The organism is Actinophytocola sp. KF-1 (genome assembly GCF_054661535.1).
Map to the genome: position 1 here is coordinate 510,582 of NZ_BAAFVK010000001.1, position 25,552 is coordinate 536,133.

Sequence of the window (25,552 nt, forward strand, 5' to 3'; positions counted from 1 at the left end):
GACGCCCTAGGGTTACCCGCAGGTAGCTTCACTGTCAGGGAGGCTCGATGAGGTCACCGAAGGACTTCTTCCGCCCGCTCGCCGTCGGCGCGCCGGAGCCGCTGCGGCAGATCCCCTTCCGCCCGTCCCGGATGATCCACTTCTTCGACCCGGGCAACGAGAAGATGGCGGCCAAGGTGCCCGGCATGGTCGGCAAGGCCGACGTGCTGCTCGGCAACCTCGAGGACGCGATCCAGGCGGACCGCAAGGAGGCCGCGCGCAGTGGCCTGGTGCGGATCGCGCGCGAGGTGGACTTCGGTGACACGCAGCTGTGGACGCGTGTCAACAGCCTCGACTCGCCGTGGGTGCTGGACGACCTGCTCACGCTGGTCACGGAGGTCGGCGACAAGCTCGACGTGATCATGGTGCCGAAGGTCGAGGGGCCCGAGGACATCCACTACGTCGACCGGCTGCTCGCCCAGCTGGAGGCCAAGGCCGGGCTGGCGCGCCCCCTGCTGGTGCACGCGATCCTGGAGACCGCGAGCGGCGTGGCGAACGTCGAGGAGATCGCGCTCGCCAGCCCGCGCATGCAGGGCATCTCGCTCGGCCCGGCGGACCTGGCCGCGTCCCGCCGGATGAAGACGACCCGCGTCGGCGGCGGTCACCCCGGGTACCTCGTGCGGACCGACCCGGTCGGTGCCGACCTCAGCGAGGGCAGGACCACCTACCAGCAGGACCTGTGGCACTACACGGTGGCGCGCATGGTCGACGCCTGTGTCGCGGCCGGGATCCTGCCGTACTACGGGCCGTTCGGCGACATCCGCGACGTGGTGGCGTGCGAGGACCAGTTCCGCAACGCCTACCTGCTCGGCTGCGTGGGCGCGTGGAGCCTGCACCCGGCGCAGATCGAGATCGCGCGGCGCGTGTTCTCGCCCGAGGCGTCCGAGGTGGCGTGGGCGCGGCGGGTCATCGCGGCCATGGGCGACGGCACGGGCGCGGTCATGCTGGACGGGAAGATGCAGGACGACGCGACCGTCAAGCAGTGCCAGGTGATCGTGGCGCTCGCCGACGACCTCGCCGCCCGCGACCCGGAACTGGCCGCCGCGTACAAGGAGGCGTCCGCATGAGGCCCCGCCGGTCGGTCCTGTACATGCCGGGCGCGAACGAACGCGCGCTGGAGAAGGCGAAGACGCTGCCCGCGGACGCGCTGATCCTCGACCTGGAGGACGCGGTCGCCCCGGACGCGAAGGTCGAGGCGCGCGAACGGGTGTGCGCGGCGGTCGGGTCGTACGGCTCGCGCGAGGTGACCATCCGCGTGAACGGTGCGGGGACACCGTGGCACGCGGACGACCTGCGCGCCGCGGGTGAGGCCGGGCCGTCGGCGGTCGTGGTGCCGAAGGTGAACTCGGTGGACGAGGTCCACGCGATCGAGAAGGCGCTGGCGCACGCCCCGGACCACACGGCGATCTGGGCGATGATCGAGACCCCGGTCGCGGTGCTGAACTGCGCGGCCATCGCGGCGGCCTCCGAGCGGCTGACCGTGCTGGTCATGGGCACGAACGACCTGGCGAAGGAGATGGTGGCGGCGCAGGTGCCGGGCCGGGCGCCGCTGCTGGGCCCGCTGTCGACGTGCGTGCTGGCGGCGCGGGCGACCGGCCGGGTGATCCTCGACGGCGTCTACAACGACGTCCGCGACGCCGAGGGGTTCGTGGCGGAGTGCCGCCAGGGCCGCGACTTCGGCTTCGACGGCAAGACGCTGATCCACCCGGGCCAGGTCGAGCCGTGCAACGAGGTCTTCGCCCCGTCGGCGGCGGAGGTCGAGCACGCGCACCGGGTGATCGCCGCGTTCGAGGAGGCCAAGCGCGAGGGCCGCGGCGTGGCGACCGTGAACGGCCGGATGATCGAGAACCTGCACGTCGCCAACGCGGAACGCACCCTGGCCATGGCGGAGGCGATCGCGGGATCCTGACTCCCGTGGAGAAGGTCGACTACGACGCACGGCTGCACACCGTCTACGCGGCCGGCAGGCGGATGACGCCCGGGGCGCTGCGGACCTGGATGACGGCGTTCGCCCGCCGCCTGCCGGACACCCGGCCGCTGACGTGGCTCGACCTGGGCTCGGGCACCGGCCGCATGACGCCGGCGCTGGCGGACGCGTTCGGCGGTCCGGTCCACGGCGTCGAACCGTCGGACCGGATGCGGGAGCAGGCCGTCGCCCACCCCGCGGTGACGTACGCGGCGGGGTCGGCGGAGCACATCCCGCTGCCGGACGCCTCGTGCGACGCGGCGCTGCTGTTCTACGTGTGGCACCACGTGCGCGACCGCGCGGCCGCCGTGCGGGAGCTGGCCCGGGTCGTCAAACCGGGCGGCACGCTGTTCGTGCAGGTGAACTTCGCCGACCGGATGCCGGACACGTGGTGGTTCCGCGTCGTGCCGGAGTGGCGCGAGGTCGACCGGAAGCAGTTCCGGACCCGCGCCGAGGTGACGAGCGACTTCACCGGCGCGGGGTGGACGTTCGCCGGGAGCGACGAGGTCCAGTGGTGCCGCTCGGCGAGCCTCGCCGAGGACCACGAGCGCCTGAAGCTGCGTTCCGTCTCGGTCTTCGAGCACCTGGACGACGAAACCGTCACCAAGGGCTTCACGCGGATCGAACAAGCCCTCCCCACCCTCGCCGACGGCCCGCAGTACGAAACAAGCGAACTACTCACCTTCCACTGCTGACCCCGCGAGTCCCCCGCCCAGACCCCGCGAGTCTCCCGTCCAGAACGCGCGAGTCTCCCGTTGGGAACCCGCGAGTCTCCCGTTCGGAACGCCCGAGTCGGCGCTTCGCGGCGAGCGGTCACGCGCGAACCGCCGACTCGCGGGTCGCGAACGGGAGACTCGCGGGTCGTGGGCGGGAGACTCGCGGGTCGTGAACGGGGGACTCGCGGGTCGTGGGCGGGGGACTCGCGGGTCGTGAACGGGAGACTCGCGGGTTTTGGGCGGGGGACTTGCGTGGGGTTTGGGGCGTGTTGGGTGGGGGTGCCGGGCGTAGCATCGGTGGTCAGGGGGACCGGCACGGGAGGTGCCATGGTCGGTTACCTGATCCTCACTGTTCTCGCCGTCGTGCTGCTGGGGTCGGCCTCCAGTCTGCGGGTCATCAAGCAGTACGAGCGGGGCCTCGTGTTCCGGTTCGGCCGGGTGCGGGAAGGGGTGCGCTCCCCGGGGCTCGCGGTGCTGGTGCCGGTCGCGGACCGCATGGAGAAGGTCAACATGCAGATCGTGACCATGCCGGTGCCCGCTCAGGAGGGGATCACCCGCGACAACGTGACCGTGCGGGTCGACGCGGTCGTCTACTTCAAGGTGATCGACCCGGTCGCGGCGATCGTGCAGGTCGAGGACTACCGGTTCGCCGTCGGGCAGGTCGCGCAGACCTCGCTGCGGTCGATGATCGGCAAGAGCGACCTCGACGACCTGCTGAGCGACCGCGAGCGCCTCAACCAGGGCCTCGAGCTGATGATCGACAGCCCGGCGCTGGCGTGGGGCGTGCACATCGACCGCGTCGAGATCAAGGACGTCGCGCTGCCCGAGTCGATGAAGCGGTCGATGTCGCGGCAGGCGGAGGCCGAGCGGGAGCGGCGGGCCAGGGTGATCTCCGCGGACGGCGAGTTCCAGGCGTCGGAGAAGCTCGCCGACGCGGCGCGCGTCATGGCCGACACGCCCGCCGCGCTGCAACTCCGCCTGCTGGAGACCGTGGTGCAGGTCGCCGCCGAGAAGAACTCCACGCTCGTGCTGCCGTTCCCCGTCGAGCTGCTGCGGTTCCTCGAACGGGCGTCCTCCGAGGAGAAGCCGGCCACCCCATAGGGTTGCGCGGGTGGGTCTGTTCAACCGAGGCAGGCAGCGGCCGGACGAACCTCCCGACGAGGCGCTGCCGGAGCTGACGGTCAGCGAGGCGCAGCGGCTGCGTGACCTGGTCCGCACCAGCATGGCCGGCGCCGGTTACGAGGTCACGGTGTACGCCGGGCACGTCGAGGACGCCGACGGCCGCCAGTTCGGGCTCGGCACGCTCGCCCGCCGCCTGTCCGACCCGGACGTGCCGGTCCGGCGGTGGAGCCGCGTGGTCGACGACCACCTGCGCAGGCTGCTGTCGGCCATCGACGGGCCGGACCAGTTCGACGTGCCCACCGAAGAACTGCTCGAGCACACGTACCTGCGGCTCTACGACGCCGAGTCGCTGCCGGACTCGCGGTGGTGGACCTATGGCCGCGAGGCCATGCCGGGGGTGCTGGAACTCCTCGCGCTCGACCTGCCGGACTCCGTCGCCACGTTCAACGACGAGCAGGTCACCCGGCACGGGCTCGCCCGGCTGCGGGCCGCCGGCCTCGCCAACCTGCGCAAGGAGCAGGCCGACGACCGGGTCACCCACCGCGGCGTGGAGATCCTCGTCGGGTCGATGTTCTTCGCGTCCACCGCGCTGGTGCTGCCTGAGGTCGTGCTGCGCACCACCGGGGAGGCGTCGCTGCCCAACGGGGTGCTGGTCGCGATCCCGTTCCGGCACCAGCTGCTCTACCACGTGCCCCGCGACGAGAACGTCGTCGAGGCGCTCCACACGATGGCCGCGGTCGCCGCCAACGCGTACGCGGAGGAGGTCGGGCCGATCACCCCGCACGTGTTCTGGTGGCACGACGGCGAGTTCGAGCAAATCACCCACTCGGACGATGACGGCGGTATCGCGATTCGTGTCGAGGGCGAGTTCGCGGAGATGTTCTCCCGTTTGTTTCCCGGGTCGTGATCTGACTACGCTCCGTCAGAATTACTACTCTGCAGGTCGGCGACGTTACGGATCGTCGAAGGTTGCGGTGATATAACGCACAGATAACGGCCGTTTGCTTGCATGGGGGCCACCCGCGCAGGTGAAGTGTCGGGCATGGGTAAGCATCGCATCAGCAAGGAGGGGCGAAGAGGACCTCGCCTGTTCGGCGGCCGTCCCCCTCGCGACGATCTGTTCGAGCGCAGCTTCCGCTCCTGCCGCGGCTGTGGAGCCGACGTGTACGTCCTCGCCGACGACTGCCGCGACTGCGGCCACCGCATCGAACTCCGGGCAGGCTGAGCGGAGCGGTCACCGGCACGGCGAACTCTGAACCGGTCCTGGTGAGTGGCCCTCCGCACAACCCCCGAGCGAACGAGCGTTAACCGGGTGATACTGGCCGGTAACCACGTCGCCCGGAGGGAGCCCCCACGATGGCCCGCCTTGCTCAGACCGCCGGTCTGACCGATGTCCAGCAGGAGATCCTGGCCACCGTCCGCGACTTCGTGGACAAGGAGATCATCCCGCACGCGCAGGCGCTGGAGCACGCGGACACCTACCCGCAGGACATCGTCGACGGGATGAAGGAGATGGGGCTGTTCGGCCTCACCATCCCGGAGGAGTACGGCGGGCTGGGCGAGTCGCTGCTCACCTACGCGCTGGTGGTCGAGCAGATCGCGCGCGGCTGGATGAGCGTCTCCGGCGTGATCAACACGCACTTCATCGTGGCGCACATGGTGAAGCAGCACGGCACGGACGAGCAGAAACAGAGCCTGTTGCCGCGCATGGCGACCGGTGAGGTGCGCGGGTCGTTCTCGATGTCCGAGCCGGACCTCGGCTCGGACGTGGCGGCGATCAAGACGCGGGCCAAGCGGGACGGTGACGACTACGTCATCGACGGCGCGAAGATGTGGCTGACGAACGGCGGCAGCTCCAACCTCATCGCGCTGCTGGTCAAGACGGACGAGGGCGCGGAGAAGGCGCACCAGAACCTGACCGCGTTCCTGGTGGAGAAGCCGGAGGGGTTCGGCGAGGTCGCGCCCGGTCTGACCATCCCCGGCAAGATCGACAAGATGGGCTACAAGGGCGTCGACACCACCGAGGCGGTGTTCGACGGCTACCGCATCGGCGCGGACAAGATCCTCGGCAACGCGCCCGGCCGGGGCTTCGCGCAGATGATGGACGGCGTCGAGGTCGGCCGCGTCAACGTGGCCGCGCGCGCGTGCGGCATCGCGATCCGCGCGTTCGAGCTGGCCGTCGACTACGCGCAGCAGCGGCAGACGTTCGGCAAGCCGATCGCCCAGCACCAGGCGATCGCGTTCAAGCTCGCCGAGATGGCCACGAAGGTCGAGGCCGCGCACCTGATGATGGTCAACGCGGCGCGCCTCAAGGACTCCGGCGAGCGCAACGACGTCGAGGCCGGCATGGCGAAGCTGATCGCGTCGGAGTACTGCGCCGAGGTGACGCAGGAGAGCTTCCGCATCCACGGCGGCTACGGCTACTCCAAGGAGTACGAGATCGAGCGCCTCATGCGCGAGGCCCCGTTCCTGCTCATCGGCGAGGGCACCAGCGAGATCCAGAAGACGATCATCAGCAGGGGCCTGCTGCGCGAGTACAAGTCGCGCTGATTCCGCCGAAAGACCTGCCCGTGCCCCGGCGCCCGGCTACGGTGCCGGGGCATGGTTGATCTTGGCTTCGACAACCCCGACGACCCCGCCCTGGACAGCACCGCGTCGCTCGGCTTCGACCTGCCCGAGGACGTGCTGCTGTCCCGCACCTACCTGCGGCTCATGGAGGGGTTCCGGCCCGGCCCGGACTGGTGGCGGTACGCGCTGGAGACCGTGCCCGGCACGCTCGAGGTCGTCGTACTCGACCACCCGGAGCTGATGGTCGTCTTCAACGACGAGCAGGTCGCGCGGCGCGGCCACGACCGGCTGCGCGAGGCAGGCTTGCGCAACCTCGCCCGCGAGGAGCCGGACGCGCAGGTCGTGGACGGCGTGTTCGTCCTGACCGGCTCGGACTACACGGCGTCGACCGCGCTGGTGCTGCCGGACATGATCGCCCGCGTCACCGGCGAGACCGACTTCCCGAACGGGGTGCTCGTGTCCATGCCGGAGCGGCAGGTCCTGACCTACCACCTGCCGCGCGACGAGAGCATCCACCAGGCCCTGCAGACCATGATCAACATAACGCTGAGCGAGTTCGAGGACGGCCACAAACCGATCAGCAGGCACGTGTACTGGTGGGATCGCGGCGTGTTCCTCCCCATCACGGGTTTCGGCGCGGACGGGACGGTGAACGTCCACATCGACGGCGAGTTCGCGGACGTCTTCAACCATGTCTGCGATATTCCGGTTGGGCAGGGTTAGCACCGAATGCCCCTTGTTGGCAGGATGGTGTCAACTGCTGAACATGAGGTGAGCAACGGTGAGTGGTGCGTTCTCCGGCTCGGCGAGGGGCAGCCAGGCGCTCCCCAAGGTGCCGACGCCCCCGTCCGGGTGGCCGATCGGGTCGTACAGCACGTACCAGGAGGCCCATCGCGCGGTCGAGTACCTGGCAGGCAACGAGTTCCCGGTCCAGGAGGTCACGATCGTCGGCGTCGACCTCATGCTGGTCGAGCGCGTCATCGGCAGGCTGAGCTGGCCGAAGGTGCTCGGCACCGGCGCGCTGTCGGGCGCCTGGTTCGGCCTGTTCGTCGGCCTGCTGCTCGGCCTGTTCAGCTCCCAGACCATGTCCTTCGCCCCGATCCTCGTCGGCCTGGTCGCGGGCGTCGTCTTCGGTTTGATCTTCGCGGCCGTGGGGTATGCGACGACACGCAGTTCTGGACGGGAGATCGCGTCGGCGAGCCAGTTGGTGGCCGGCCGCTACGACGTGCTCGCCCAGCCACGAAACGCGGAGAAGGGTCGTGACCTGCTGGCGAAGCTCGCGATGCGCCCGTCCGGAGCAACCGACTAGGCCGTTACACGTGTTGATCGAATCGTGACCGATCTCGGTTGCGGGCTGTGATCGCCGGGCCTAGGTTCAGTGAACCGTGACAAACGCATCCCCCTGGCACGCCGAGGTGCCGCACGCCTCCTTCTCCGTGCCGGAGGGATAGGGAGGCAGGGTTCACATGGGCAGTACCGCCCGCTGGCGGATGCTCGCCGTAAGCGGGGCCGCACTGATGACGGCGTCCACGGTCGCGGCCTGCGGCTCGGACGCCGGCACTCAGATCAACGTCTACTACGCGCCTGAGCAGAACTTCCAGCAGGTCATCGACCAGTGCAACGAGAAGGCGAACGGCCGGTACGAGATCGTCTACCGCAAGCTCCCGCGCGACGCGGACGGCCAGCGCGAACAGATGGTGCGCCGCCTCGCCGCGGGCGACACCGATCTCGACATCCTGGGCCTCGACGTCACGTGGGTGCCCGAGTTCGCCGAGGCGAAGTGGCTCGAGGAGTGGACGGGCGAGAACAAGTCCGACGCCGAGGCAGGCGTGCTCGAAGGGCCGCTCTCGACCGCCGAGTGGAACGGCAAGCTGTACTCGGCCACGAAGAACACGAACGTCCAGCTGCTCTGGTACGACGACACCGTCACGCCGACCCCGCCGAAGACCTGGCGGGAGATGATCGACATGGCGAAGCGGCTCAAGGGCGAGGGCAAGCCGTACCAGATCCTCTTCACCGGCGCGCAGTACGAGGGCCTCGTCGTCACCTACAACACGCTCGTCGCCTCCTACGGCGGGCAGATCCTGTCCGAGGACGGCAAGAAGGTCGTCATGGACGCCGGCGCCGTCGACGCGTTGAAGCTGCTCAAGGAGGTCGCGAGCGCGGGCATCACGGACCCGTCGCTGACCAACGCGCAGGAACAGCAGGTGCAGCAGGGCTTCGAGTCGCCGGACAGCAAGGCCGCGTTCGAGCTGAACTGGCCGTACGTCTACGCCGCCATGCAGGGCGCCAACCCGGACCGTGCGAAGAACTTCAAGTGGGCGCGCTACCCGGGCATCGACGGGCCGGGCCGGGTCACGATCGGTGGTTACAACCTCGGGGTGAGCGCGTACTCGCAGCACAAGCCGGAGGCGTTCGAGGCCGCGTTGTGCTTGCGCAGCACGGAAAGCCAGCGCTTCTCGGCGATCAACGACGGCGTGCCGCCGACCATCGAGTCCGTCTACAACGGCAACGACAAGGAGTTCGTCGCGGCGTACCCGATGTGGGAGACGATCCTCGAGGAACTGCAGGACGCCGCCGTGCGCCCGCTGACCGTGGTGTACCAGAACCTGTCCACGATCACGTCGAAGGTGCTGTCGCCACCGCAGGACATCGACCCGGAGTCGACCGCGGCCGAACTGCGTGACCAGTTGCAGAAGGCGTTGGAATCCAAGGGGGTTCTGCCGTGAGTGAGCTTGCGAACGAACCGTCGACCCAGCGTCAGACAGTCGAGAGTGGAACCGCGGTCGCCGCGCCGCCGCCAAGGAAGGGCAAGGCGGCGCTCAGTGAAGGCAAGAAGGCGGAGCGCAGACTCGGGCTCCTGCTGTGCGCCCCCGCCGCGATCGTGATGGTCGCGGTGACGGGCTGGCCGATCATCTACTCGATCTGGCTGTCGCTGCAGCGCTACGACCTGCGGTTCCCGGACCAGCGCCAGTTCGTGGGCTTCGACAACTACGTCGCGGTGCTGTCCGACGGGTACTGGTGGACCGCGTTCGCGGTCACCGCGGGGATCACCGTGGTGTCGGTGGTGATCGAGCTGGTGCTCGGCATGCTGCTGGCGCTGGCGATGCACCGCACGCTCGTCGGCCGCGGCCTGGTCCGCACGGTGTCGCTGATCCCGTACGGCATCGTGACCGTGGTGGCGGCGTTCTCGTGGTTCTACGCGTGGAACACCGACACCGGGTACCTGACCGCGTTGTTCGGCGCGGAGGCGCCGCTGACCGACCGGTTCGCGTCGCTCGCGATCATCATCCTCGCCGAGGTGTGGAAGACCACGCCGTTCATGGCGTTGTTGCTGATGGCGGGTCTCGCGCTGGTGCCGGACGACCTGCTGAAGGCCGCGTCGATGGACGGCGCCACGGCGTGGCAGCGGTTCACGAAGGTGATGCTGCCGGTGATGAAGCCGGCGATCCTGGTGGCGCTGCTGTTCCGCACGCTGGACGCGTTCCGCATCTTCGACAACATCTTCGTGCTCACCAAGGGCGCGAACGACACGTCGTCGGTGTCGATGCAGACCTACAACAACCTGATCAAGGGGTTGAACCTCGGCATCGGGTCGACCATGTCCGTGCTGATCTTCATCGCGGTGGCGATCATCGCGTTCATCTTCATCAAGCTGTTCGGCGCGTCGGCGCCCGGCAGTGACCCGGGAGGGAGGCGCTGATGGCCGTCATCGGTGGCACCACCACCGCCCGCAAGGTGCGGTGGACCATTGTGGACATCGTCATCGTCGCGTACGCGCTGATCCCGGTGCTGTGGACGCTGTCGCTGTCGTTCAAGACGGCGGAGAGCCAGACGGACAAGAACTTCTTCCCGTCGGAGTGGACGTTCCAGAACTACCGGGACATCTTCACCACCAACGAGTTCATCCGCGCGCTGATCAACTCGATCGGCATCGCGATCATCGCGACGCTGATCGCGGTGGTGCTCGGCACGATGGCCGCGTACGCCATCGCGCGGCTGGACTTCCCCGGGAAGCGGCTCCTGGTCGGGGTCTCGCTGCTGATCGCGATGTTCCCGCAGGTGTCGCTCGTCTCGCCGCTGTTCGAGATGGAGCGGCAGCTCGGCCTGTTCGACACGTGGCCGGGCCTGATCCTGCCGTACATCACGTTCGCGCTGCCGCTCGCGATCTACACGCTGTCGGCGTTCTTCCGCGAGATCCCGTGGGAGCTGGAGAAGGCGGCGAAGATGGACGGCGCGACGCCCGCGCAGGCGTTCCGCCGCGTCATCGCGCCGCTGGCCGCGCCGGGCGTGTTCACGACGGCCATCCTGGTGTTCATCTTCTGCTGGAACGACTTCCTGTTCGCCATCTCGCTGACGTCCACCGAGGCGTCGCGCACGGTGCCCGCCGCGTTGTCGTTCTTCACCGGTGCCTCGCAGTTCGAGGCCCCGACCGGGACGATCTCCGCGGCCGCCGTGGTGATCACCATCCCGATCATCGTGTTCGTGTTGTTCTTCCAGCGCCGCATCGTCGCGGGGCTGACGTCCGGCGCCGTGAAGGGCTGAGGGGATATGGCAGAGATCGTCCTTGACAAAGTCACCAAGCGGTACCCGGACGGTGCCCTCGCGGTGTCCGAGGTGGACATCCAGATAGCGGACGGCGAGTTCATCATCCTGGTGGGCCCGTCGGGCTGCGGCAAGTCGACGATGCTCAACATGATCGCCGGGTTGGAGGACATCTCCTCCGGCGAGCTGCGCATCGACGGCGAGCGGGTCAACGAGAAGGCGCCGAAGGACCGGGACATCGCGATGGTGTTCCAGTCGTACGCGCTGTACCCGCACATGAGCGTGCGGGAGAACATGGCGTTCCCGCTGCGCCTGGCGAAGGTCGACGACAAGATCGTCCGGCAGAAGGTCGACGAGGCCGCCAAGATCCTCGACCTGACGCAGCACCTGGACCGCAAGCCGGCCAACCTGTCCGGCGGCCAGCGCCAGCGCGTCGCCATGGGCCGCGCCATCGTCCGCAGCCCCAAGGCGTTCCTGATGGACGAGCCACTGTCCAACCTGGACGCCAAGCTGCGCGTGCAGATGCGGACGTCGGTGTCGAAGCTGCAGAAGCAGCTGGCCACGACGACCGTGTACGTCACCCACGACCAGACGGAAGCCATGACCCTCGGCGACCGCGTCGTGGTGTTGCGCAGCGGTGTCGTGCAGCAGATCGGGTCGCCGCAGTTCCTGTACGACAACCCGGCGAACCTGTTCGTGGCCGGCTTCATCGGCAGCCCGGCGATGAACTTCATGCCGGCCACGCTGGAGAACGGCAACCTGTCGACCGGTCTCGGTCAGGTGGCGTTGTCCGACCGCGTCCGCCGCATGGCGGAGGCGGCGAACGCGCCGCGTGAGGTGATCGCGGGCATCCGCCCCGAACACTTCGAGGACGCGCACGTACTGGACGAGCAGACCCTGTCGACGGGCTCCACCTTCACCGCCACGGTGGACGTGCTGGAGTCGATGGGCTCGGACAAGTACGCGTACTTCACGGTCGAAGGCGAAGCGGCCACGTCCGCCGAGCTGGACGAACTGGCCGCCGACGCGGGCGCCACGGACGTGCCCGCCAGCGGCTCCAGCCTGGTGACGCGACTGTCGGCGACCTCCAACGCGAAGGAGGGTTCGTCGGTCGAGGTCTGGTTCGACACGGACAAGATCCAGCTCTTCGACCCGTCGTCGGGCAAGAACCTGACGTACGCGGAGTAGCGGTCGCGTAGCGGTGGGCCCGGTTCCCCAGGGGCCGGGCCCACTGTGTTTTCGCTGCTCACCAGGGTTGTTCGACGGTTGTTTCGTGGTCCGCGAGAAGATTGCGGAGCGTAACGACCGGGGGTCGGCAGGCGATGGGGAAGGCATCTTCTGGGGAACGTCGTGGACTGCGAGGAAGCATGTCGGCACGAGACGGGGTACGCAGGACGGTGGCCGTGTTCGGGGTGGCGCTGGTGATGGGCGCGGGGGTGGTGGCGCCCGCGGTCGCCGTACCGCGGACGGTGCCGGGCCACGGGGTGCCGGTCGGCGTGCCCGCCCCACCGCCGGTCCCTGCTGTCGGGACGGTGCTCTGTCGGTAGCCGGGTCTCGCAGATGCGGGCTTGTCGCCCGCCCCAGCGCCGGTTCCCGTTGTCGGGATGGTGCTCTGTCGGTAGCCGGGTCTCGCAGATGCGGGCTTGCCGCTCGCCCCGCCGTCGGTTCCCGTTGTTGGGATGGTGCGCTGCTCGTTGTTGGGTCTCGTGGGGTTGGGATGCGGGCTTGCCGTCCGCCCTACTGCCGGTTCCCGTTGTTGGGATGGTGCGCTGCTCGTTGTTGGGTCTCGTGGGGTTGGGATGCGGGCTTGCCGTCCGCCCTACTGCCGGTTCCCGTTGTTGGGATGGTGCGCTGCTCGTTGTTGGGTCTCGTGGGGTTGGGATGCGGGCTTGCCGCCCGCCCTACTGCCGGTTTCCGCTGTTGGGACGGTGCTCTGTCGGTACCCGGGTCTCGCAGATGCGGGCTTGCCGCCCGTCCCAGCGCCGGTCTCCGCTGTTGGGACGGCGCACTGCTCGTTGTTGGGTCTCGTGGGGTTGGGATGCGGGCTTGCCGCCCGCTCCACCGCCGGTCTCCGCTGTCGTGACGGTGCACTGCTCGTAGCCGGGCTTGCAGATGCGGGCTTGCCGTCCGCCCGGGCGTGGTGGGCGGCGGTGGTGCTGACCGCTACGAGAGCGTCGGGGGCAGGTCCAGCCATGGCTTGTCTGTGGCGTCGAATCCCGTGAGCTCGGCGATCTTCCCGTCGACGATGTGCAGGACCGCGATGTTCAACAGCCGGTACTCCGGGGCCTCGGGGGTGCGGACGTACAGCGCGGCGGCAGGCATGTGGTTGACCGTCGTGGGGATGCCGCGCCAGTCGTCGTAGCCGCGTTGGAAGAGCCCGCCGGCGACCCAGCTGTCCGCCGCGTCCTTGGCCCCCGTGATCACGGTGCCCGAGTCGGGCAGCATCGCGAAGCGCAGGTCGTCGCGCAGTAGGGACGTCAGGCCGTCGAGGTCGTTGCGTTCATGGGCGTCGATGTACGACTTCACCACGTCGCGCTCGTCATGCGACAGCTCGTGGGTGCCGGGGCTCCGCCAGTCGAGGCGGCGGCCGGGCAGCTGCTCGCGCATCGTCACGCGCGCCCGCTGCAGTGCGCTGGTCACCGACGCGACGGTCAGGTCGAGCGCGTCGGCGGCCTTCGCCGCCGGCCAGCCGAGGACATCGCGCAGGACGAACGCCGCCCGCTGCCGCGGCGGCAGGTACTGCACGGCGACGATGAACGCCAGCTCGATCGTCTCCCTCGCCACCACCGAGTCCTGCGGGTCCTCGGGGAGCATTCGGCCGGGGTACGGCTGCAGGTACTGCAGCTCGGAGTCCGGCAGTCCGGACGGTACGGGTGTGCGGTCATTGCGTTTCGCCAGGAAGTCGAGACAGGCGTTCGTCGCGATCCGGTACAGCCAGGTCCGCAGCGCGGCGTGGCCCTTGAACGACTCCCGCTTGTGCCACGCTCGCAGGAACGTCTCCTGCGTCATGTCCCTGGCGTCCTCGTAGTTCGCGAGCATCCGGTAGCAGTGCACCTGCAGCTCACGCCGGTGGCGCTCCGTGATGAGCGCGAACCGCGCCGTATCGCCCGAGCGGACCGCCGCGATGAACGTGGCCTCGTCGGCGCCCAGCGGGCTGGCGTCGGTCATGGTCGTCAATCCTTCCACCGGTGCGATGGGGCTACGAGAACTGACGACGTGGCGGAGGATTTCTGATCGGTGCCGTGGTCGGGGTTGCTCGGGCTGGGCGGGACGTGGCGAGGGGCGAGATGGTTGGAGCCGGCGAAGTTGGAGGCGTCGCCGCGGCTTCGGTTCGCTGTTGGTGGCCGTGCCTGGTCTGTGCGCCTTCGGACGGGTGGGGGCGCGGTCAGCGGCGGGACGTGGCGCGGAACAGGCGGCGTTCCGCGGAGTGGGGGGTCGCCCGGGACGTTGCCTCCGGGTGGTGGCGGGCCAGCAGGGCGACGCCCACCACGGCCACCGCGGCGCCCGCTACCAGGCCCACTCCGGTCAGGCCGCCCGCGTTGGCGGTCTCGTCGAGGAGGCCGATCGCGATCGCCGTTGCCACCAGGGGGCTCAGCACCGTCTGGCAGCCCACCACGATGTCCGGGGGGCCGCTCGCGTACGCCAGCTGGATGAACCACGAGCCCACCGCGAACGCCAGCACCAGGCCCGTCACCGACACGGGTGGGATGCCTCGGACGCCCTCGGTCTGGAATGTGTACGTCACGTCCCTGACCAGGACCGACACCAGGCCGTACGCCGTGCCCGCGCCCGTCGCCAGCGCCACGCAGCGGGCCAGGCCCTTCGTCAGCGCGCCGATGACACCGAACAGCAGCACCGCGCCCGCCACGATCTGGCACGCCAGCAGCACCGCCGAGCTCGGGAAGTGCACGGCCGCCGCCCTGCTCGACGCCAGCGCCACGAACAGCGCCACACCCAGCGTGCTCGCGCCGATGGCGACCGTCGCCGTCGTGTCGAGGCGTTCGCCGGACGAGCGGGCGTTCAGCACCGCCACCGCGGGCAGTGCCAGCACCACGATCGGGGCGACGATCGTGACCGGGGCCAGCGCCAGGGCGAGGATCTGCAGCACCGCGCACGCGAACAGCACCGCGAACCCCGCCAGCCACGTGCGGTTGTGCACGAGTGCCGCCGCGCCGCGCAGCCGCAGGTCCGCGTCCTTCGTCTCCGCCTGCACGCCCTTGTGCTGCAGGTGGGCGCCCACCGCGCTGCAGCACGCACCGAGGACCGCGAACAGGATGGCGAGTGCGATCATCCGGCGACCTCGGCTCGTGCGGGTTCCCGGCGCTCACGGGCCGTGCTGACCGTGACCCGGAGCAGGTGGACCGCCAGCGCCATCAGTATCAGCATCTCCAATCCGAACAGCGCCCGCTGCACGAGACCGGAGATGCCCCGTCCGTCCAGCATGCCGGGGATCGCGAGACCTGGGAAGACGTCCGCCAGCCGCGTTGCCAGGTACGTGGCCGCCAGGACCATCGCCACCTGCGCCATCCGCCGCACCGCACGGCCCACCCGCGCCCAGTGCACCTGCTCGGCCAGCCGCTTCGCGAGCGTCACCCCGGCCAGCGGCAGGCTGACGAACAGCGACGCCCCCGCGACCTGGTGGATCAGCCCGGACACGCTGGTGATCGACTTGCTGTCGTCCGTCGGGAAGACCGCGCACAGCGTCAGGCTGGTGCACCAGATCCCGAAGAACGTGCCCGCGGGCACGCCGAGGCGCAGCCCGGCGGACCGCAACCCGGCGAGCGTCGTCAGCGTCCCGGCCGCGAGGACGATCGCCGAGGTGGCGAACGCCTCGCGGCCGTCGCCGTAGAACACGTAGTAGCTGACCGCGCGGGAGAACGGGTCCACCTCGGTGCGGAAGTGGATGTTCAGGTACGTCATCGTCGCGAGGGACCGCACCATCGCGACGATGGACACCACGGAGAGGATGGCGGTCAGAACGAGGAACCCGCCCAGCAACGAACGCCGCCCGGCCCCGGTCGTGCTCGGGTCGCGGTCCATCGCCCACCCCCTACGTGGATCAACGCGCGCACGCGCCTACACGTTCCCGTATCGGGGCTGAGATCGGCCTCAGGTATTCAGTTGTCCACTCGTCCGGGTGAGTCCCGGTGCGTCACTGTGCCCAGATCTGCACCCCCCTCACCACGTACGGCGCTTCCGGTACGAACGTGCCGCCGCCGGGATAGGTGTCGAACTCAGCTTCCGTGGAACAGTCGCGGCCCTGGTAGACCGTGACGGGGCGTTTGGTGCGGTTGGTGAACGAGCGGCCGTCGAATCCTTCCGGCAGCGGCACGCATTCCCCGGGATTGGCGTTCTCCAGCGCGATCCGGTGAATGTCGCCGTGATAGCCCTCGGCGGGCCAGAGGCAGAACTCCCCGCGCTCACACGGTTGTGGGTCGCTCTGGGCGGCGGCGGGCACGGCGGCGGCGAGCATTCCGGCGGCGATCGCGATCACGATGACGAGCTTCTTCATTTCCTGTGGACTCCCTCTGTGTGGTGCACCGCGGAATGCGGTGCACCACGAGAATCGCGCAGGGGGAGCGAATGGCAAAAAAGTTGTCCACAGGCCGGAGTTGTCCACAGAAGACCGCTGTCGAGTTGACAAAGTCAGCGACGTTTGCTTTCCCGCACGGCGGTGATCACCTCGTCGTCCCAGCGGTGCGTGCGGATGAGCCGGTACCGCTCGCAGGCGACCCACATGTACGCCTCCGCCTCGGTCTGCGTCTCGATCATCCCGGCCTGGCGCAGCATCCGGACCACCGGCACGAACTCCTCGTCGTACCACCGCTGCGCGACGGTGAGGCGGTCCAGGTACCGCCCTTCGTCCTGCATGAGCCGGAAACCCCACGCCTCCACCGACTCGGCCAGCTCGGCGTAGTCCCACGGGTCGGTCAGCGACACCGCCCGCCGCGCCTCGCCGATCAGCGGCACGCGGTCGAGGAAGATCCGCCGGTAGTCCTTCACCAGCAGGTCGCCGCGGTACCGGATGCCGCCGGGCGACAGCCTGGTCAGCACCTCCGTGACGTACGCGTCGATCGTCTTCAGCCCCAGCGCGTGCGCCACCGACACCCGGTGGTGCCCGTCGAGGACGAAGTGCATGTCGCCGACCCGGTACACCTCGATCGGCGGGATCGACTCGCCGCGCCGCTGCGCGAGCGCGAGCCGCTGCCAGCGCTCCCGCACCTGCCCGGACGTCGGCCGGAACCGCCGGTCGAACTCCCTGGACCGGTCGACGCTGCCGACGATCGAGTCCAAAGTGATCACCTGCAGACCGAGGCGGCGCTCCCCGGTGCGGCCCAGCGCCGTGACGACCTCGTCGAACGGCAGCATGATGTTCACGTCGTCCGGCTGCCTGCGCAGCCACGCGGCCAGTCGCGAAAGGACCTGCCTGCGGCGGGCACGCAGGAAGTCGTTCTCGGCGTCGGCTACTGGAAAGCCCGTGTCTCGGTTCATGGCACGTCCAGGATGCGGTATCCGACCGTGTTCAGCACCCGTGTTTCGCCCATGGACCGATCAGGAACCGGCTGTCCGTACGGGTGGATGTGGCCGTGTATGAGAACAGTGGGTTGCAGTCGTTCGACAACCGTGTGAAGACAGGCGAAACCGCGGTGCGGCGGGTCGTCGCGGTCGCCGACGCCCAGCGGCGGCGAGTGGGTGAGCAGGACGTCCACCGGCCGCCCGCGCGCGGACCGCACCAGCCGTGCCGCCCTGCGTGACTGCTGCCGTTCCGTCCACTGGTTGGGCCCCTCGTTGTAGCGGATCGACCCGCCGAGCCCGGCGATCCGCAGGCCGGCCACCTCGACCACGCGGCCGTCGGCGTTCACCGCACCGCCCGGACCCGGGTAGCGGGCGGGAAAACCGGCGGCCAGCCACATGCCGTGCCGCCGCGAATACGTGGACAGGTCGGCGTCGTGGTTGCCGGGCACGAACACCAGCGGCCGGTCGAGCGCCGATGCGAGGAATTCGAGGTAGTCGAACGGGAGATCCCCGGCGGCCAGCACCAGGTCGACAGAACCGAAACGTTCCGCTACCCGTTCGGTCCACAAGGACTCGACAATCTCGTCGGACACCGTCAGGAGCTTCGGCACACCAACGAGCGTACGGCGGGCGTCTGATCAGACTAGTGCCGTCGCCGCACACGACCCATTACAGTCAGGAACTGATGTCGGGGAAGAGGGACGGGGAACTCCATGGCAGAACAGGGGTCTGACCACTACGTCAGTGGCGGCGTGAACTGGGCCGCGTTCACACTGGAACAGCTGGTCAACATGGTTGTCGACAAGGCGAGCGTGCCCCAGCTGGAGAGACTGGCCGACGACTGGCGCACGACCGGTGACGGGGTCGCCGACGCCGCCGACTACCTCGCGGACGCCCTCGACGACCTGATGGACTTCTGGTCCGGCGAGACCGCGGACAAGGCCCGCTACACCGTCGCGCTCAACGCGCAGTGGGTCGGCGACCTCGCGATGACCGCCAAGGAGATGGGCGACCCCATCGAGGAGGCCGCCGGTGCGCTGAAGTCCGCGCAGGAGGCCATGCCGAAGCTGCCGCCGACGCCGCCCGCCGCGGTGCCCGGGTCGGCCCCGGAGGGCGCGGAACTGGCCCGGCTCGTGACCGAGGGCAGCCCGCTCGCGTCGGCCGTCGGCGCGACCGCGGCGGGCGCGGAGAGCGCGTTCCAGGCGCAGGCCGAGCAGGAGCAGCTCAAGCGGGTCGCGATCGAGACGATGCAGCGCTTCGAGCAGGCCGCGGTGGGCATCGACCAGGCGACGCCGCGGTTCGAGGGCCGGGGCACCGAGCTGCGGCCACGCGTCGACGACGTCGAGGTGACGCCGGGTGGGGACGTGTGGATCAGCACCGTGAACGTCTCGGCGGGCGTCGACCTGCGCTGGCAGCTGCTGACCGGCATGACCGACACCAGCTCGTCGTCCATGCCCGGTGTCGGCGCCTACGACGGTGGCGGCGGCGGTGGTGGCGTCGGCGGTGTCTCCGGGCTGTCCGGCGGGATCGGCGGCTCCGGCACCGGCGGCGGCTTCGGGGTGATGCCGGGACCGATGACGGGCCGGGGCACGATCGGCGACAGCGCGGGCAACCTGGGAGGAGTTGCCCGTGGCGGCCTGCCGACCGGGGCCGCGGGCGTGCTGCCGACGTCCGGTGGCGGTACCGCGCACGGCGGGATGATGGGGCCCATGGCCCCGATGGCCGGTGCCGGCATGGGTGCGCAGGGGGCGGGACAGGCGCACCGCAGACGAGTTCCCTTCGACGCGGACGACCCGTTCGACACGGGGCAGAAGGCGTCGCCACCGGTCATCGGCCTGTAGGGAACCAAGGGGTAAGGGATGTCCACAGAGAACCTGATCGCAGTGCTCCGGGGGGAACACAGCAGCGACGTGCCGCAGCCGGTCGCCGAGGGGGACCAGGGCTCGGCGTGGATCGCCAGGGTGACCGGCGACGACCAGGCCACACCGCAGCCGCCGCCACCGATGCCGGAAGCGGCCACGCCGGAGGCGGCCCCGCCGCCACCGCCCGCCATGCCGGAGGCGAGCGCACCGGTCACGCAGCCACCGCCGCCCGCCGTGCCGGACGCGCCGGCGACCACCATGACCGCGCCCGCGGCGAAGTCCACGGGTGGCTGGGAGGTCGACGCGTACCGGCTGCGCGCGTTCGGGGACGCGGTCGTGCGGGCCAGGTCGTACCTCGACGCGGTGCGGATGAAGGTCGACCGCATGCAGGGGCCGGAGCTGACCCCGCAGCTCGGCACGAGCCCCGTCGGCCAGCAGCTCGCGAAGAAGTTCGACGACCGGCTCAACGCCGAGAACGGCCTGCGCGCCATGCTCACCGAGGCGATGAAGCGCATGGAGCGGTTCGTCAGCACGGCCGAGGAGGCCTCGCGCGCCTACGAGCAGGCCGAGGAGAACGCGGTCGAGGAGCTCGACAAGTTCAAGTACGAGGTCGAGTGGTGGGACGAGGAGCCCGTCGGCCACGGTCACGGGCACGGGTACCACCACGACCACGGCGAGGACGCGGCCCAGGACGACGAGGACCAGGACGAGGACCAGGCCGAGGACAGCGAGGACGCCGGGGACAAGGCCGGGGACGAGCCCGGCGACACCGCTGAGGACCGGCCCGGGGAGCCCGAGGACAAGGCCGCGGAGCCCGAGGACAAGGCCGCGGAGCCCGAGGACAAGGCCGGGGAGAAGCCGCAGGACGGTGCCGAGGGCGGGCCTGGTGGTCAGCCTGGTGACGGGCCGCAGGACGGTGCCGAGGACCGCGAGCCCGGGGATCCGCCCCAGGACCGGCCTGGCGAGGAACCCCGGGACCGTGGGCCCGGTGACCAGCCGCAGGACGGTGCCGAGGGCAGCGAGTCCCAGGACCAGCCCGGTCAGGAACCTCCGGACCGTGGGCCCGGTGACCAGCCGCGGGAGGGCACCGAGGGCAGCGAGTCCCAGGACCAGCCCGGTCAGGAACCCCGGGACCGTGAGCCGGGCGATCAGCCGCGGGAGGGCACCGAGGACCGGCCTGGCGACCGGCCCGAGGACCGCCACGCGGACCCCGGTGACCGGCCGGGCGGGCAGCACGACCGGCCGGTCCGGACCGGCCACGGCACACCTGCCTGATGATCATCAGCGCCAGGTCGGCAGTGACCGTTGGCGCCGCGGAGGTGGATCTGTTGTGCGCGGCGGCGGGCTCCGCGCCGCCGTTCCCCCTCCGTGTGCCGTCGGCCGGTGCCACCACCGGGGAACGACGTGCCGTGCTGCGCGCGGCCGGGGAGAGCCTGGCCGCCCGGGGGCTGGCCGACGAACGGGGCCCGTTGGGCGTCGCGGAGGCGTTCGCGTACCTGCTGCAGGACGCGGCGATGACGCTCGACCTCGTCCTGTCGGCGGGCGGGGAGACCCTCGGCGCGGTGCTGCTCGCCAGGCAGGACCTCGCCGTGCTCACCACCCAGGAGCTGACCGGCGCGGGCCGGCTGTGCATGGCGGAGCTGCCGCTCGACGACGCCGTCGACGAGCTGCTGCGCCTCGTCCCCGACCACGGCCCCGCCCTGACCGCGCCCTTCTCGCTGCCGAAGACCGCGCTCGACCGCGTCTACCGGGTGCTGCTGAGCCGCCGGGACGACCCGCTGGGCCGCGACGAGTGGGACGAGCTGCTCGCCGCGAACGGCATCGACGACCGGCTCGCGCGCAGGCTCGTGACGCACCTGCAGCCCGTGCTCGGCAACGGGCAGATGGGGCTCGCGATCAGGGCTGGTTACGCGCAGCAGTGGCAGCGCGTCGGTGCCGAGCTGCGCTGGCTGGACACGGAACGGGGAAGGTTCCAGTTGGTCGAGGGTGACGAGGGTGGTTGGCTGTCGGTGAACCCGATGCACGGGAACGATCTCGCGGTGGCGGTGCGCGGACTCGCCCGGTCACTCCGCGGTTGACCGTTTGCCTGCGAAAAGTTGAGACCTGTTCGCGTGCTCAGTGTCGGTCGCATCCGCTAACGTGACCGTCGGAATCGATGGTGGGAGGGGCAGGGGCGTGGGCTTCGAGCAGATCCTCCAGCAGGTTGCGGACGCACGGCGGCGTGCGCAGGAGGCCGCGCAGCATGCGCAGGACGAGCGCAGGCGCAGGCGCGAGGAAAACGACCTGTGGGTCAACGGCGGGGTCAACTGGAACGGCTACGGCCTCGAGTCACTGATCAAGATGGTGGCCGAGCGCGCGAGCCCGGGGCAGCTCGACGCGCTGGCCGGTGAGTGGAGCAGGCACGGCTCGGCGGTGTCGAAGGCGTCCGAGGACCTGTCGCGGTCGCTGGACAAGCTGATGCGGTACTGGACCGGCACGGCCGCCGACGAGGCGGTGCGCAAGGTCACCACCAACGCGCGCTGGATCGGTGAGCTCGGCGAGACCGCGCAGCAGATGTCCGGTCCGATCCAGGACGCGAGCGGTGCGCTGCGGTCCGCGCAGGACACCATGCCCGGCATGCCGAAGAACAACTGGCTGGCGACCGCGGGTGGCGGCGCGGCGGCCGGGTTCGCGGTGGCCGGCCCGATCGGCGCGGCCTTCGGCGCCGCGATCGGCGGCATCGCGAGCGTCTTCGGCTTCGGGTCGAGCAAGAAGAAGATGAAGCGCAAGGCCGTGCAGACGATGCAGCGCTACGAGGGCGCCCTGCTCGGCATCGACCAGACCACCCCGCAGTTCGGGAACCCGTCCGACGGCAGCAACCCGGGCACCGGTCCGGTGCCGAACCCGGACGACGGCATCGGCAGGCCGGGCGTGCCGGCCCCGCCACCCGGCGTCGGCGGCCCGTGGCGGCCGACCCCGGCACCGCCCGTTGACCTCGGCCAGGTGACCACCCCGTCGTTCGCGGGCGGGCCGGAAGGGCGCTGGCAGTCGCTGACCGGGCTCGGCCCGAACAGCCCTGGGCTGCCCGGGTTCGGCACCGGCGGTGGCGGTGGTGGCGGCGGCGCGGGCGGCGGACTCGGCCCGTTCGGCGCGATGCCGGGCATGGGCGCGGGCCGTGGCATGGGCACCGCACGTGGCGCGGGCGCGATGGGCCCGTACGCGGGCGGTCGTGGCGGCAGCGGCGCGGGCGGCCGTGGTGCGGGCGCGGGCCGTGGTGGCGCGGGCCGCGGTGGCGCCGGGTTCCCCGGTGGCATGGGCGGCGCGGGCGGTCGTGGTGACCGCGACTACCGCGGCCGCGGCCGGTTCAGCAAGACCGGCGGGCTCGGCATGGGCGGCGGCGGGGCCGGTGGGCGCCGCGGCGAGGACGAGGAGGACGGCGAGCACCGCAGGAGGGTGCCGATCGAGGAGGACCCCTTCTCGTCGGACCTCAAGGCAGCGCCGCCGGTGATCGGGCTCTGAGGGGAACGCACGCATGTACGTCGACGATGGTCAGCCGTCCGCATCGGGGGCAGGCTGGGCCGTGGATCCCGCCGAGGTGCGGGCGTTCGCCGAGGCGGTGGCCGAGGTGCGGAGGCACCTGGACCGGGTCACCCGCGAGGTCGAGGACCTGTCCACACCGGACTACGCGCCGATGCTCGGCACCAGCCCGGTCGGGCAGGAGCTGGCCGAGAAGTTCACCGACCGCATGGGCAGCGAACGCGGCCTGCGCGGCCAGCTGAACCTCGCGGTCGCGCACATGGAGGAGTTCGTGCTGGCGGCCGAGCACACCGCGGGCACGTACCTCCAGGTGGACGCAGACAACGCGACCAAGAACCGGTACTACTGACGCGATGGAACTGCGCGTCAACGCCGGTGCGCCCCTGCACACCGTCGAGGTGGACCTCCTGTGCGTGTTCGCCGAGGTCGAAGCCCCGTTCCCGTTGGAGATCCCCGCGTCCGGGACGACCGACGTGGAGCAGCGGTCGCTGTTCAAGTCGGCTCGTGAGCAGCTGACCGCCCGCGGGCTCGCCGACGAGAACGGCCCGCTCGGGGTCGCTGAGGACTTCGTGTTCCTGCTGCGGTCGTGCACCGGCGTGCTGGACATGGTGCTGGCCAAGGAAGAGGTGCTGCTGGGCGCGGCCGTGCTGGTGCACCGGGACGAGGCGCTGCTGGTGACGCAGGACCTCGCGTCGGACGACGGCATGGTGCGGATGAAGGCCGCGACGCTGGACGAGGCGATCGACGACCTGGTGCGGCTGGTGCCGCGTGCCGACACCCCGCTGACCGCGCCGTTCAGCCTGCCGAGGCGTGCCCTGGAGACGGCGTTCAGCGCGCTCGTCGACCGGGACGAGCCGCTGTCCGCGCAGGAGGTCGACGACGTCATCGCGGCGCAGGGCATCGACGACCGCGTGGTGCGGCGGATGGTGTCGCACCTGCAGCCCGTGCTCGGCAACGGCCAGGTGGGCGTCGCCCGCCGCGACGACAGCGAGGACCAGTGGCAGCGCGTCGGTGAGGAACTGCGCTGGCTCGACACCGAACGCGGCCGCTACCGCCTCGCGGGCGACGCCGAGTGGATGAGCGTGAACCCGCTCTCCCGCGAGGAGATCCGCGACACCATCCGCAAAATGGCCCTCAAAACCCGCTGACCCCGAACATCGCGAGTCGCGCTCTCGCACACACCGAGTTGTACGTTTCGTGCACACGCACCTGCACGAAACCGGCAACTCGGTATGCCTGCCGGCGTGACTCGCGAGGGGTCAGGTTCGGGGGCGGGGTTTTTCTTCTTCTTCTCGGCGGTTGCGTTTGACGGTGTGGACCACGAAGAGGGTCAGCAGGAGCAGGCCCAGGCCGCCGCCGGAGCCGATCATCGCCACCTGCATGGGGGTCCAGTTGCGTTCGTAGGGCGCGGGCATCTCGAACGGGACGTCGAGCGGCTTGTCCGGCGGGATGTTCTCCTCCGCCGGGATGAACGCGGTCAGCGCCGCCACCGGGTTGATCATGCCGTGGCCGACCAGGTTGTCGTGGCCGTTCTTGGCGGCCGGGTGCGACGCGGTCGACTTGATCCGGTCCATGACCTGCCTCGCGGTGAGGTCGGGGAACCGCTCCCGCACCAGCGCGGCCAGCCCCGCCACGTACGGCGCGGCGAACGACGTGCCCTGGATCGGCTGCGCGTTGCCCTTGTCGTCGACCGTCTGGTTCGCGAGACCCGTCGCGTTCGCCGGGTCGAGCGAGATGATCTCCGTGCCCGGCGCGGCGACGCTGACCCACGGGCCGGTCATGGAGAACTCGGCGACGCTGCCGTCCTTGGACATCGCCGCGACCGAGAGCACGTAGTCGGAGAACCACGGCGGGATCACGATCTGCGTCGGGTTCTTCGGGTCCGAGCTGTTCTGCTCCTTGCAGTCGCGCTCGGGCAGGTTGCCCGCCGACGCGACCGGCACCACGTCCTTCTCCTCGACGGCGTACCGCAGCGCCGCCTGCACCTCGCGCTCCGGGTCGAAGATCCGGCCCGCGCTCGCGGGCCGGCACGAGTCCACCGACATGTTGATCACGGTGACGCCCGGGGTGTTCGCGGCACGCACGATGGCCTGCGCGAGCGTGCCGAGGTTGCCGGCGGCCTTGCTCTGGTTCGTCTTCGTGTCCTTGAACTCGTAGTTCGCGCTGGACTGGCGGATGCTGACGATCCCGGCGTCCGGCGCGATGCCGCGGAACCCGATCGAGTCGTTCCTCGGGTTCGCCGCGATGATGCCCGCGACCTCGGTGCCGTGCCCGTCGCAGTCCTCGAGCCCCCGGTGTTCCTTCTTGACGTAGTCGCCGCCGCCCTCGAGCCGGTTCTGGAAGTAGGTGTGGGGGTCGACACCGGTGTCGATCACGGCCACCTTCTGGCCCTTGCCGGTGGCGAACTTCGCGATCTCGTCGAACCGCAGCACGTCCTGGCCCCACGGCTTGTACTCGAGCGGGACCGTCGAGCCCTTGGACGTCACGCACGTCGTCTTCGCGGTGTAGTTCTCGTCCGGCTCCCCGGTGTCGACCGGGGTCCGGGTGTTCGGCGGCAGCGGCGGCGGCGTCGCCATGCTCTCGCCCGCCTCGGACGAGGTGGGCGGGCTCGACGGCTGCGCAGCGGCGGGCGCGGCCGAGGTGAACGCCAGCGAGCCGGCGGCGAGCACGGACAGGACCCGAGTGCTCCGGGTTACGGCCAT

At 70.2% G+C, this 25,552-nt stretch carries 26 protein-coding genes; 19 read left to right on the top strand and 7 right to left on the bottom strand.

Going from position 1 to position 25,552, the window contains the following annotated elements; genetic code table 11:
* Positions 1–47: 47 nt before the first annotated feature.
* The 13 genes from ACYQ77_RS02595 to ACYQ77_RS02655 all read left to right on the top strand — a co-directional run bounded on the left by ACYQ77_RS02595 (position 48) and on the right by ACYQ77_RS02655 (position 12,503).
* Complete coding sequence (locus tag ACYQ77_RS02595) at positions 48–1,106, top strand: HpcH/HpaI aldolase/citrate lyase family protein (protein WP_459706987.1); 1,059 nt, start codon at positions 48–50, stop codon at positions 1,104–1,106.
* The gene (locus tag ACYQ77_RS02600; RefSeq protein WP_459706988.1) at positions 1,103–1,948 is read left to right on the top strand and encodes an HpcH/HpaI aldolase/citrate lyase family protein; all 846 of its coding nucleotides are present in this window, start codon (positions 1,103–1,105) and stop codon (positions 1,946–1,948) included. Before ACYQ77_RS02595 ends, ACYQ77_RS02600 begins: the two co-directional genes overlap by 4 nt.
* Before the next feature lie 5 nt (positions 1,949–1,953).
* On the top strand, positions 1,954–2,700 hold the full coding sequence (locus tag ACYQ77_RS02605; RefSeq protein ID WP_459706989.1) for a class I SAM-dependent methyltransferase: 747 nt from the start codon (positions 1,954–1,956) through the stop codon (positions 2,698–2,700).
* 348 nt (positions 2,701–3,048) lie between these two features.
* Complete coding sequence (locus ACYQ77_RS02610; RefSeq protein ID WP_459706991.1) at positions 3,049–3,822, top strand: slipin family protein; 774 nt, start codon at positions 3,049–3,051, stop codon at positions 3,820–3,822.
* 10 nt (positions 3,823–3,832) lie between these two features.
* Positions 3,833–4,750: a hypothetical protein gene (locus ACYQ77_RS02615; protein ID WP_459706993.1), complete on the top strand. Its 918-nt coding sequence runs from the start codon at positions 3,833–3,835 to the stop codon at positions 4,748–4,750.
* Positions 4,751–5,199: 449 nt separating this feature from the next.
* Positions 5,200–6,393, top strand: a complete 1,194-nt coding sequence (locus ACYQ77_RS02620; protein WP_459706995.1) for an acyl-CoA dehydrogenase family protein — start codon at positions 5,200–5,202, stop codon at positions 6,391–6,393.
* Between the two features lie 51 nt (positions 6,394–6,444).
* Positions 6,445–7,134: a DUF1444 domain-containing protein gene (locus ACYQ77_RS02625; RefSeq protein ID WP_459706997.1), complete on the top strand. Its 690-nt coding sequence runs from the start codon at positions 6,445–6,447 to the stop codon at positions 7,132–7,134.
* 58 nt (positions 7,135–7,192) lie between these two features.
* Positions 7,193–7,720 (top strand): YflT domain-containing protein, encoded by a 528-nt coding sequence (locus ACYQ77_RS02630; protein WP_459706999.1) that lies wholly within the window; start codon positions 7,193–7,195, stop codon positions 7,718–7,720.
* A gap of 157 nt (positions 7,721–7,877) precedes the next feature.
* Positions 7,878–9,140: an ABC transporter substrate-binding protein gene (locus tag ACYQ77_RS02635; RefSeq protein WP_459707000.1), complete on the top strand. Its 1,263-nt coding sequence runs from the start codon at positions 7,878–7,880 to the stop codon at positions 9,138–9,140.
* Positions 9,137–10,114: a carbohydrate ABC transporter permease gene (locus tag ACYQ77_RS02640; RefSeq protein WP_459707002.1), complete on the top strand. Its 978-nt coding sequence runs from the start codon at positions 9,137–9,139 to the stop codon at positions 10,112–10,114. The genes ACYQ77_RS02635 and ACYQ77_RS02640 overlap by 4 nt, the downstream gene beginning before the upstream one ends.
* Entirely contained in the window at positions 10,114–10,956 is an 843-nt protein-coding gene (locus tag ACYQ77_RS02645; RefSeq protein ID WP_459707004.1) for a carbohydrate ABC transporter permease, read from the top strand. Before ACYQ77_RS02640 ends, ACYQ77_RS02645 begins: the two co-directional genes overlap by 1 nt.
* Before the next feature lie 6 nt (positions 10,957–10,962).
* Positions 10,963–12,144 (top strand): ABC transporter ATP-binding protein, encoded by a 1,182-nt coding sequence (locus ACYQ77_RS02650; protein ID WP_459707006.1) that lies wholly within the window; start codon positions 10,963–10,965, stop codon positions 12,142–12,144.
* Between the two features lie 179 nt (positions 12,145–12,323).
* Complete coding sequence (locus ACYQ77_RS02655) at positions 12,324–12,503, top strand: hypothetical protein (RefSeq protein ID WP_459707008.1); 180 nt, start codon at positions 12,324–12,326, stop codon at positions 12,501–12,503.
* 616 nt (positions 12,504–13,119) lie between these two features.
* Here the strand turns inward: ACYQ77_RS02655 and ACYQ77_RS02660 are convergent.
* The 6 genes from ACYQ77_RS02660 to ACYQ77_RS02685 form a co-directional block, all read right to left on the bottom strand.
* Positions 13,120–14,124: an RNA polymerase subunit sigma-70 gene (locus ACYQ77_RS02660; protein ID WP_459707010.1), complete on the bottom strand. Its 1,005-nt coding sequence runs from the start codon at positions 14,122–14,124 to the stop codon at positions 13,120–13,122.
* 217 nt (positions 14,125–14,341) lie between these two features.
* Positions 14,342–15,247, bottom strand: coding sequence for a DMT family transporter (locus tag ACYQ77_RS02665; protein ID WP_459707012.1), 906 nt, complete (start codon positions 15,245–15,247; stop codon positions 14,342–14,344).
* A complete protein-coding gene (locus ACYQ77_RS02670; protein ID WP_459707014.1) occupies positions 15,244–15,996 on the bottom strand; it encodes a DUF998 domain-containing protein in 753 nt (250 codons plus the stop codon). Before ACYQ77_RS02670 ends, ACYQ77_RS02665 begins: the two co-directional genes overlap by 4 nt.
* A gap of 112 nt (positions 15,997–16,108) precedes the next feature.
* Positions 16,109–16,468 (bottom strand): peptidase inhibitor family I36 protein, encoded by a 360-nt coding sequence (locus ACYQ77_RS02675; protein ID WP_459707016.1) that lies wholly within the window; start codon positions 16,466–16,468, stop codon positions 16,109–16,111.
* 134 nt (positions 16,469–16,602) lie between these two features.
* Positions 16,603–17,448: a ParB N-terminal domain-containing protein gene (locus ACYQ77_RS02680; protein WP_459707018.1), complete on the bottom strand. Its 846-nt coding sequence runs from the start codon at positions 17,446–17,448 to the stop codon at positions 16,603–16,605.
* Complete coding sequence (locus tag ACYQ77_RS02685; protein ID WP_459707020.1) at positions 17,445–18,083, bottom strand: metallophosphoesterase family protein; 639 nt, start codon at positions 18,081–18,083, stop codon at positions 17,445–17,447. The genes ACYQ77_RS02680 and ACYQ77_RS02685 overlap by 4 nt, the downstream gene beginning before the upstream one ends.
* Before the next feature lie 102 nt (positions 18,084–18,185).
* On the opposite strand from ACYQ77_RS02685, the gene ACYQ77_RS02690 reads away from it, so the two are divergent.
* The 6 genes from ACYQ77_RS02690 (at position 18,186) to ACYQ77_RS02715 (ending at position 23,998) form a co-directional block, all read left to right on the top strand.
* Positions 18,186–19,313 (top strand): PPE domain-containing protein, encoded by a 1,128-nt coding sequence (locus ACYQ77_RS02690; RefSeq protein ID WP_459707022.1) that lies wholly within the window; start codon positions 18,186–18,188, stop codon positions 19,311–19,313.
* 18 nt (positions 19,314–19,331) lie between these two features.
* Positions 19,332–20,609, top strand: coding sequence for a hypothetical protein (locus tag ACYQ77_RS02695; protein ID WP_459707023.1), 1,278 nt, complete (start codon positions 19,332–19,334; stop codon positions 20,607–20,609).
* A 23-nt stretch (positions 20,610–20,632) separates the two neighbouring features.
* Positions 20,633–21,412 (top strand): ESX secretion-associated protein EspG, encoded by a 780-nt coding sequence (locus ACYQ77_RS02700; RefSeq protein WP_459707025.1) that lies wholly within the window; start codon positions 20,633–20,635, stop codon positions 21,410–21,412.
* Positions 21,413–21,509: 97 nt separating this feature from the next.
* Positions 21,510–22,832, top strand: a complete 1,323-nt coding sequence (locus tag ACYQ77_RS02705) for a WXG100 family type VII secretion target (protein ID WP_459707027.1) — start codon at positions 21,510–21,512, stop codon at positions 22,830–22,832.
* A gap of 13 nt (positions 22,833–22,845) precedes the next feature.
* Positions 22,846–23,199, top strand: coding sequence for a hypothetical protein (locus ACYQ77_RS02710; protein ID WP_459707029.1), 354 nt, complete (start codon positions 22,846–22,848; stop codon positions 23,197–23,199).
* A gap of 4 nt (positions 23,200–23,203) precedes the next feature.
* Positions 23,204–23,998: an ESX secretion-associated protein EspG gene (locus ACYQ77_RS02715; protein ID WP_459707031.1), complete on the top strand. Its 795-nt coding sequence runs from the start codon at positions 23,204–23,206 to the stop codon at positions 23,996–23,998.
* A 111-nt stretch (positions 23,999–24,109) separates the two neighbouring features.
* Here the strand turns inward: ACYQ77_RS02715 and mycP are convergent, their stop codons facing one another.
* Positions 24,110–25,552: a type VII secretion-associated serine protease mycosin gene (gene mycP / locus ACYQ77_RS02720; RefSeq protein ID WP_459707032.1), complete on the bottom strand. Its 1,443-nt coding sequence runs from the start codon at positions 25,550–25,552 to the stop codon at positions 24,110–24,112.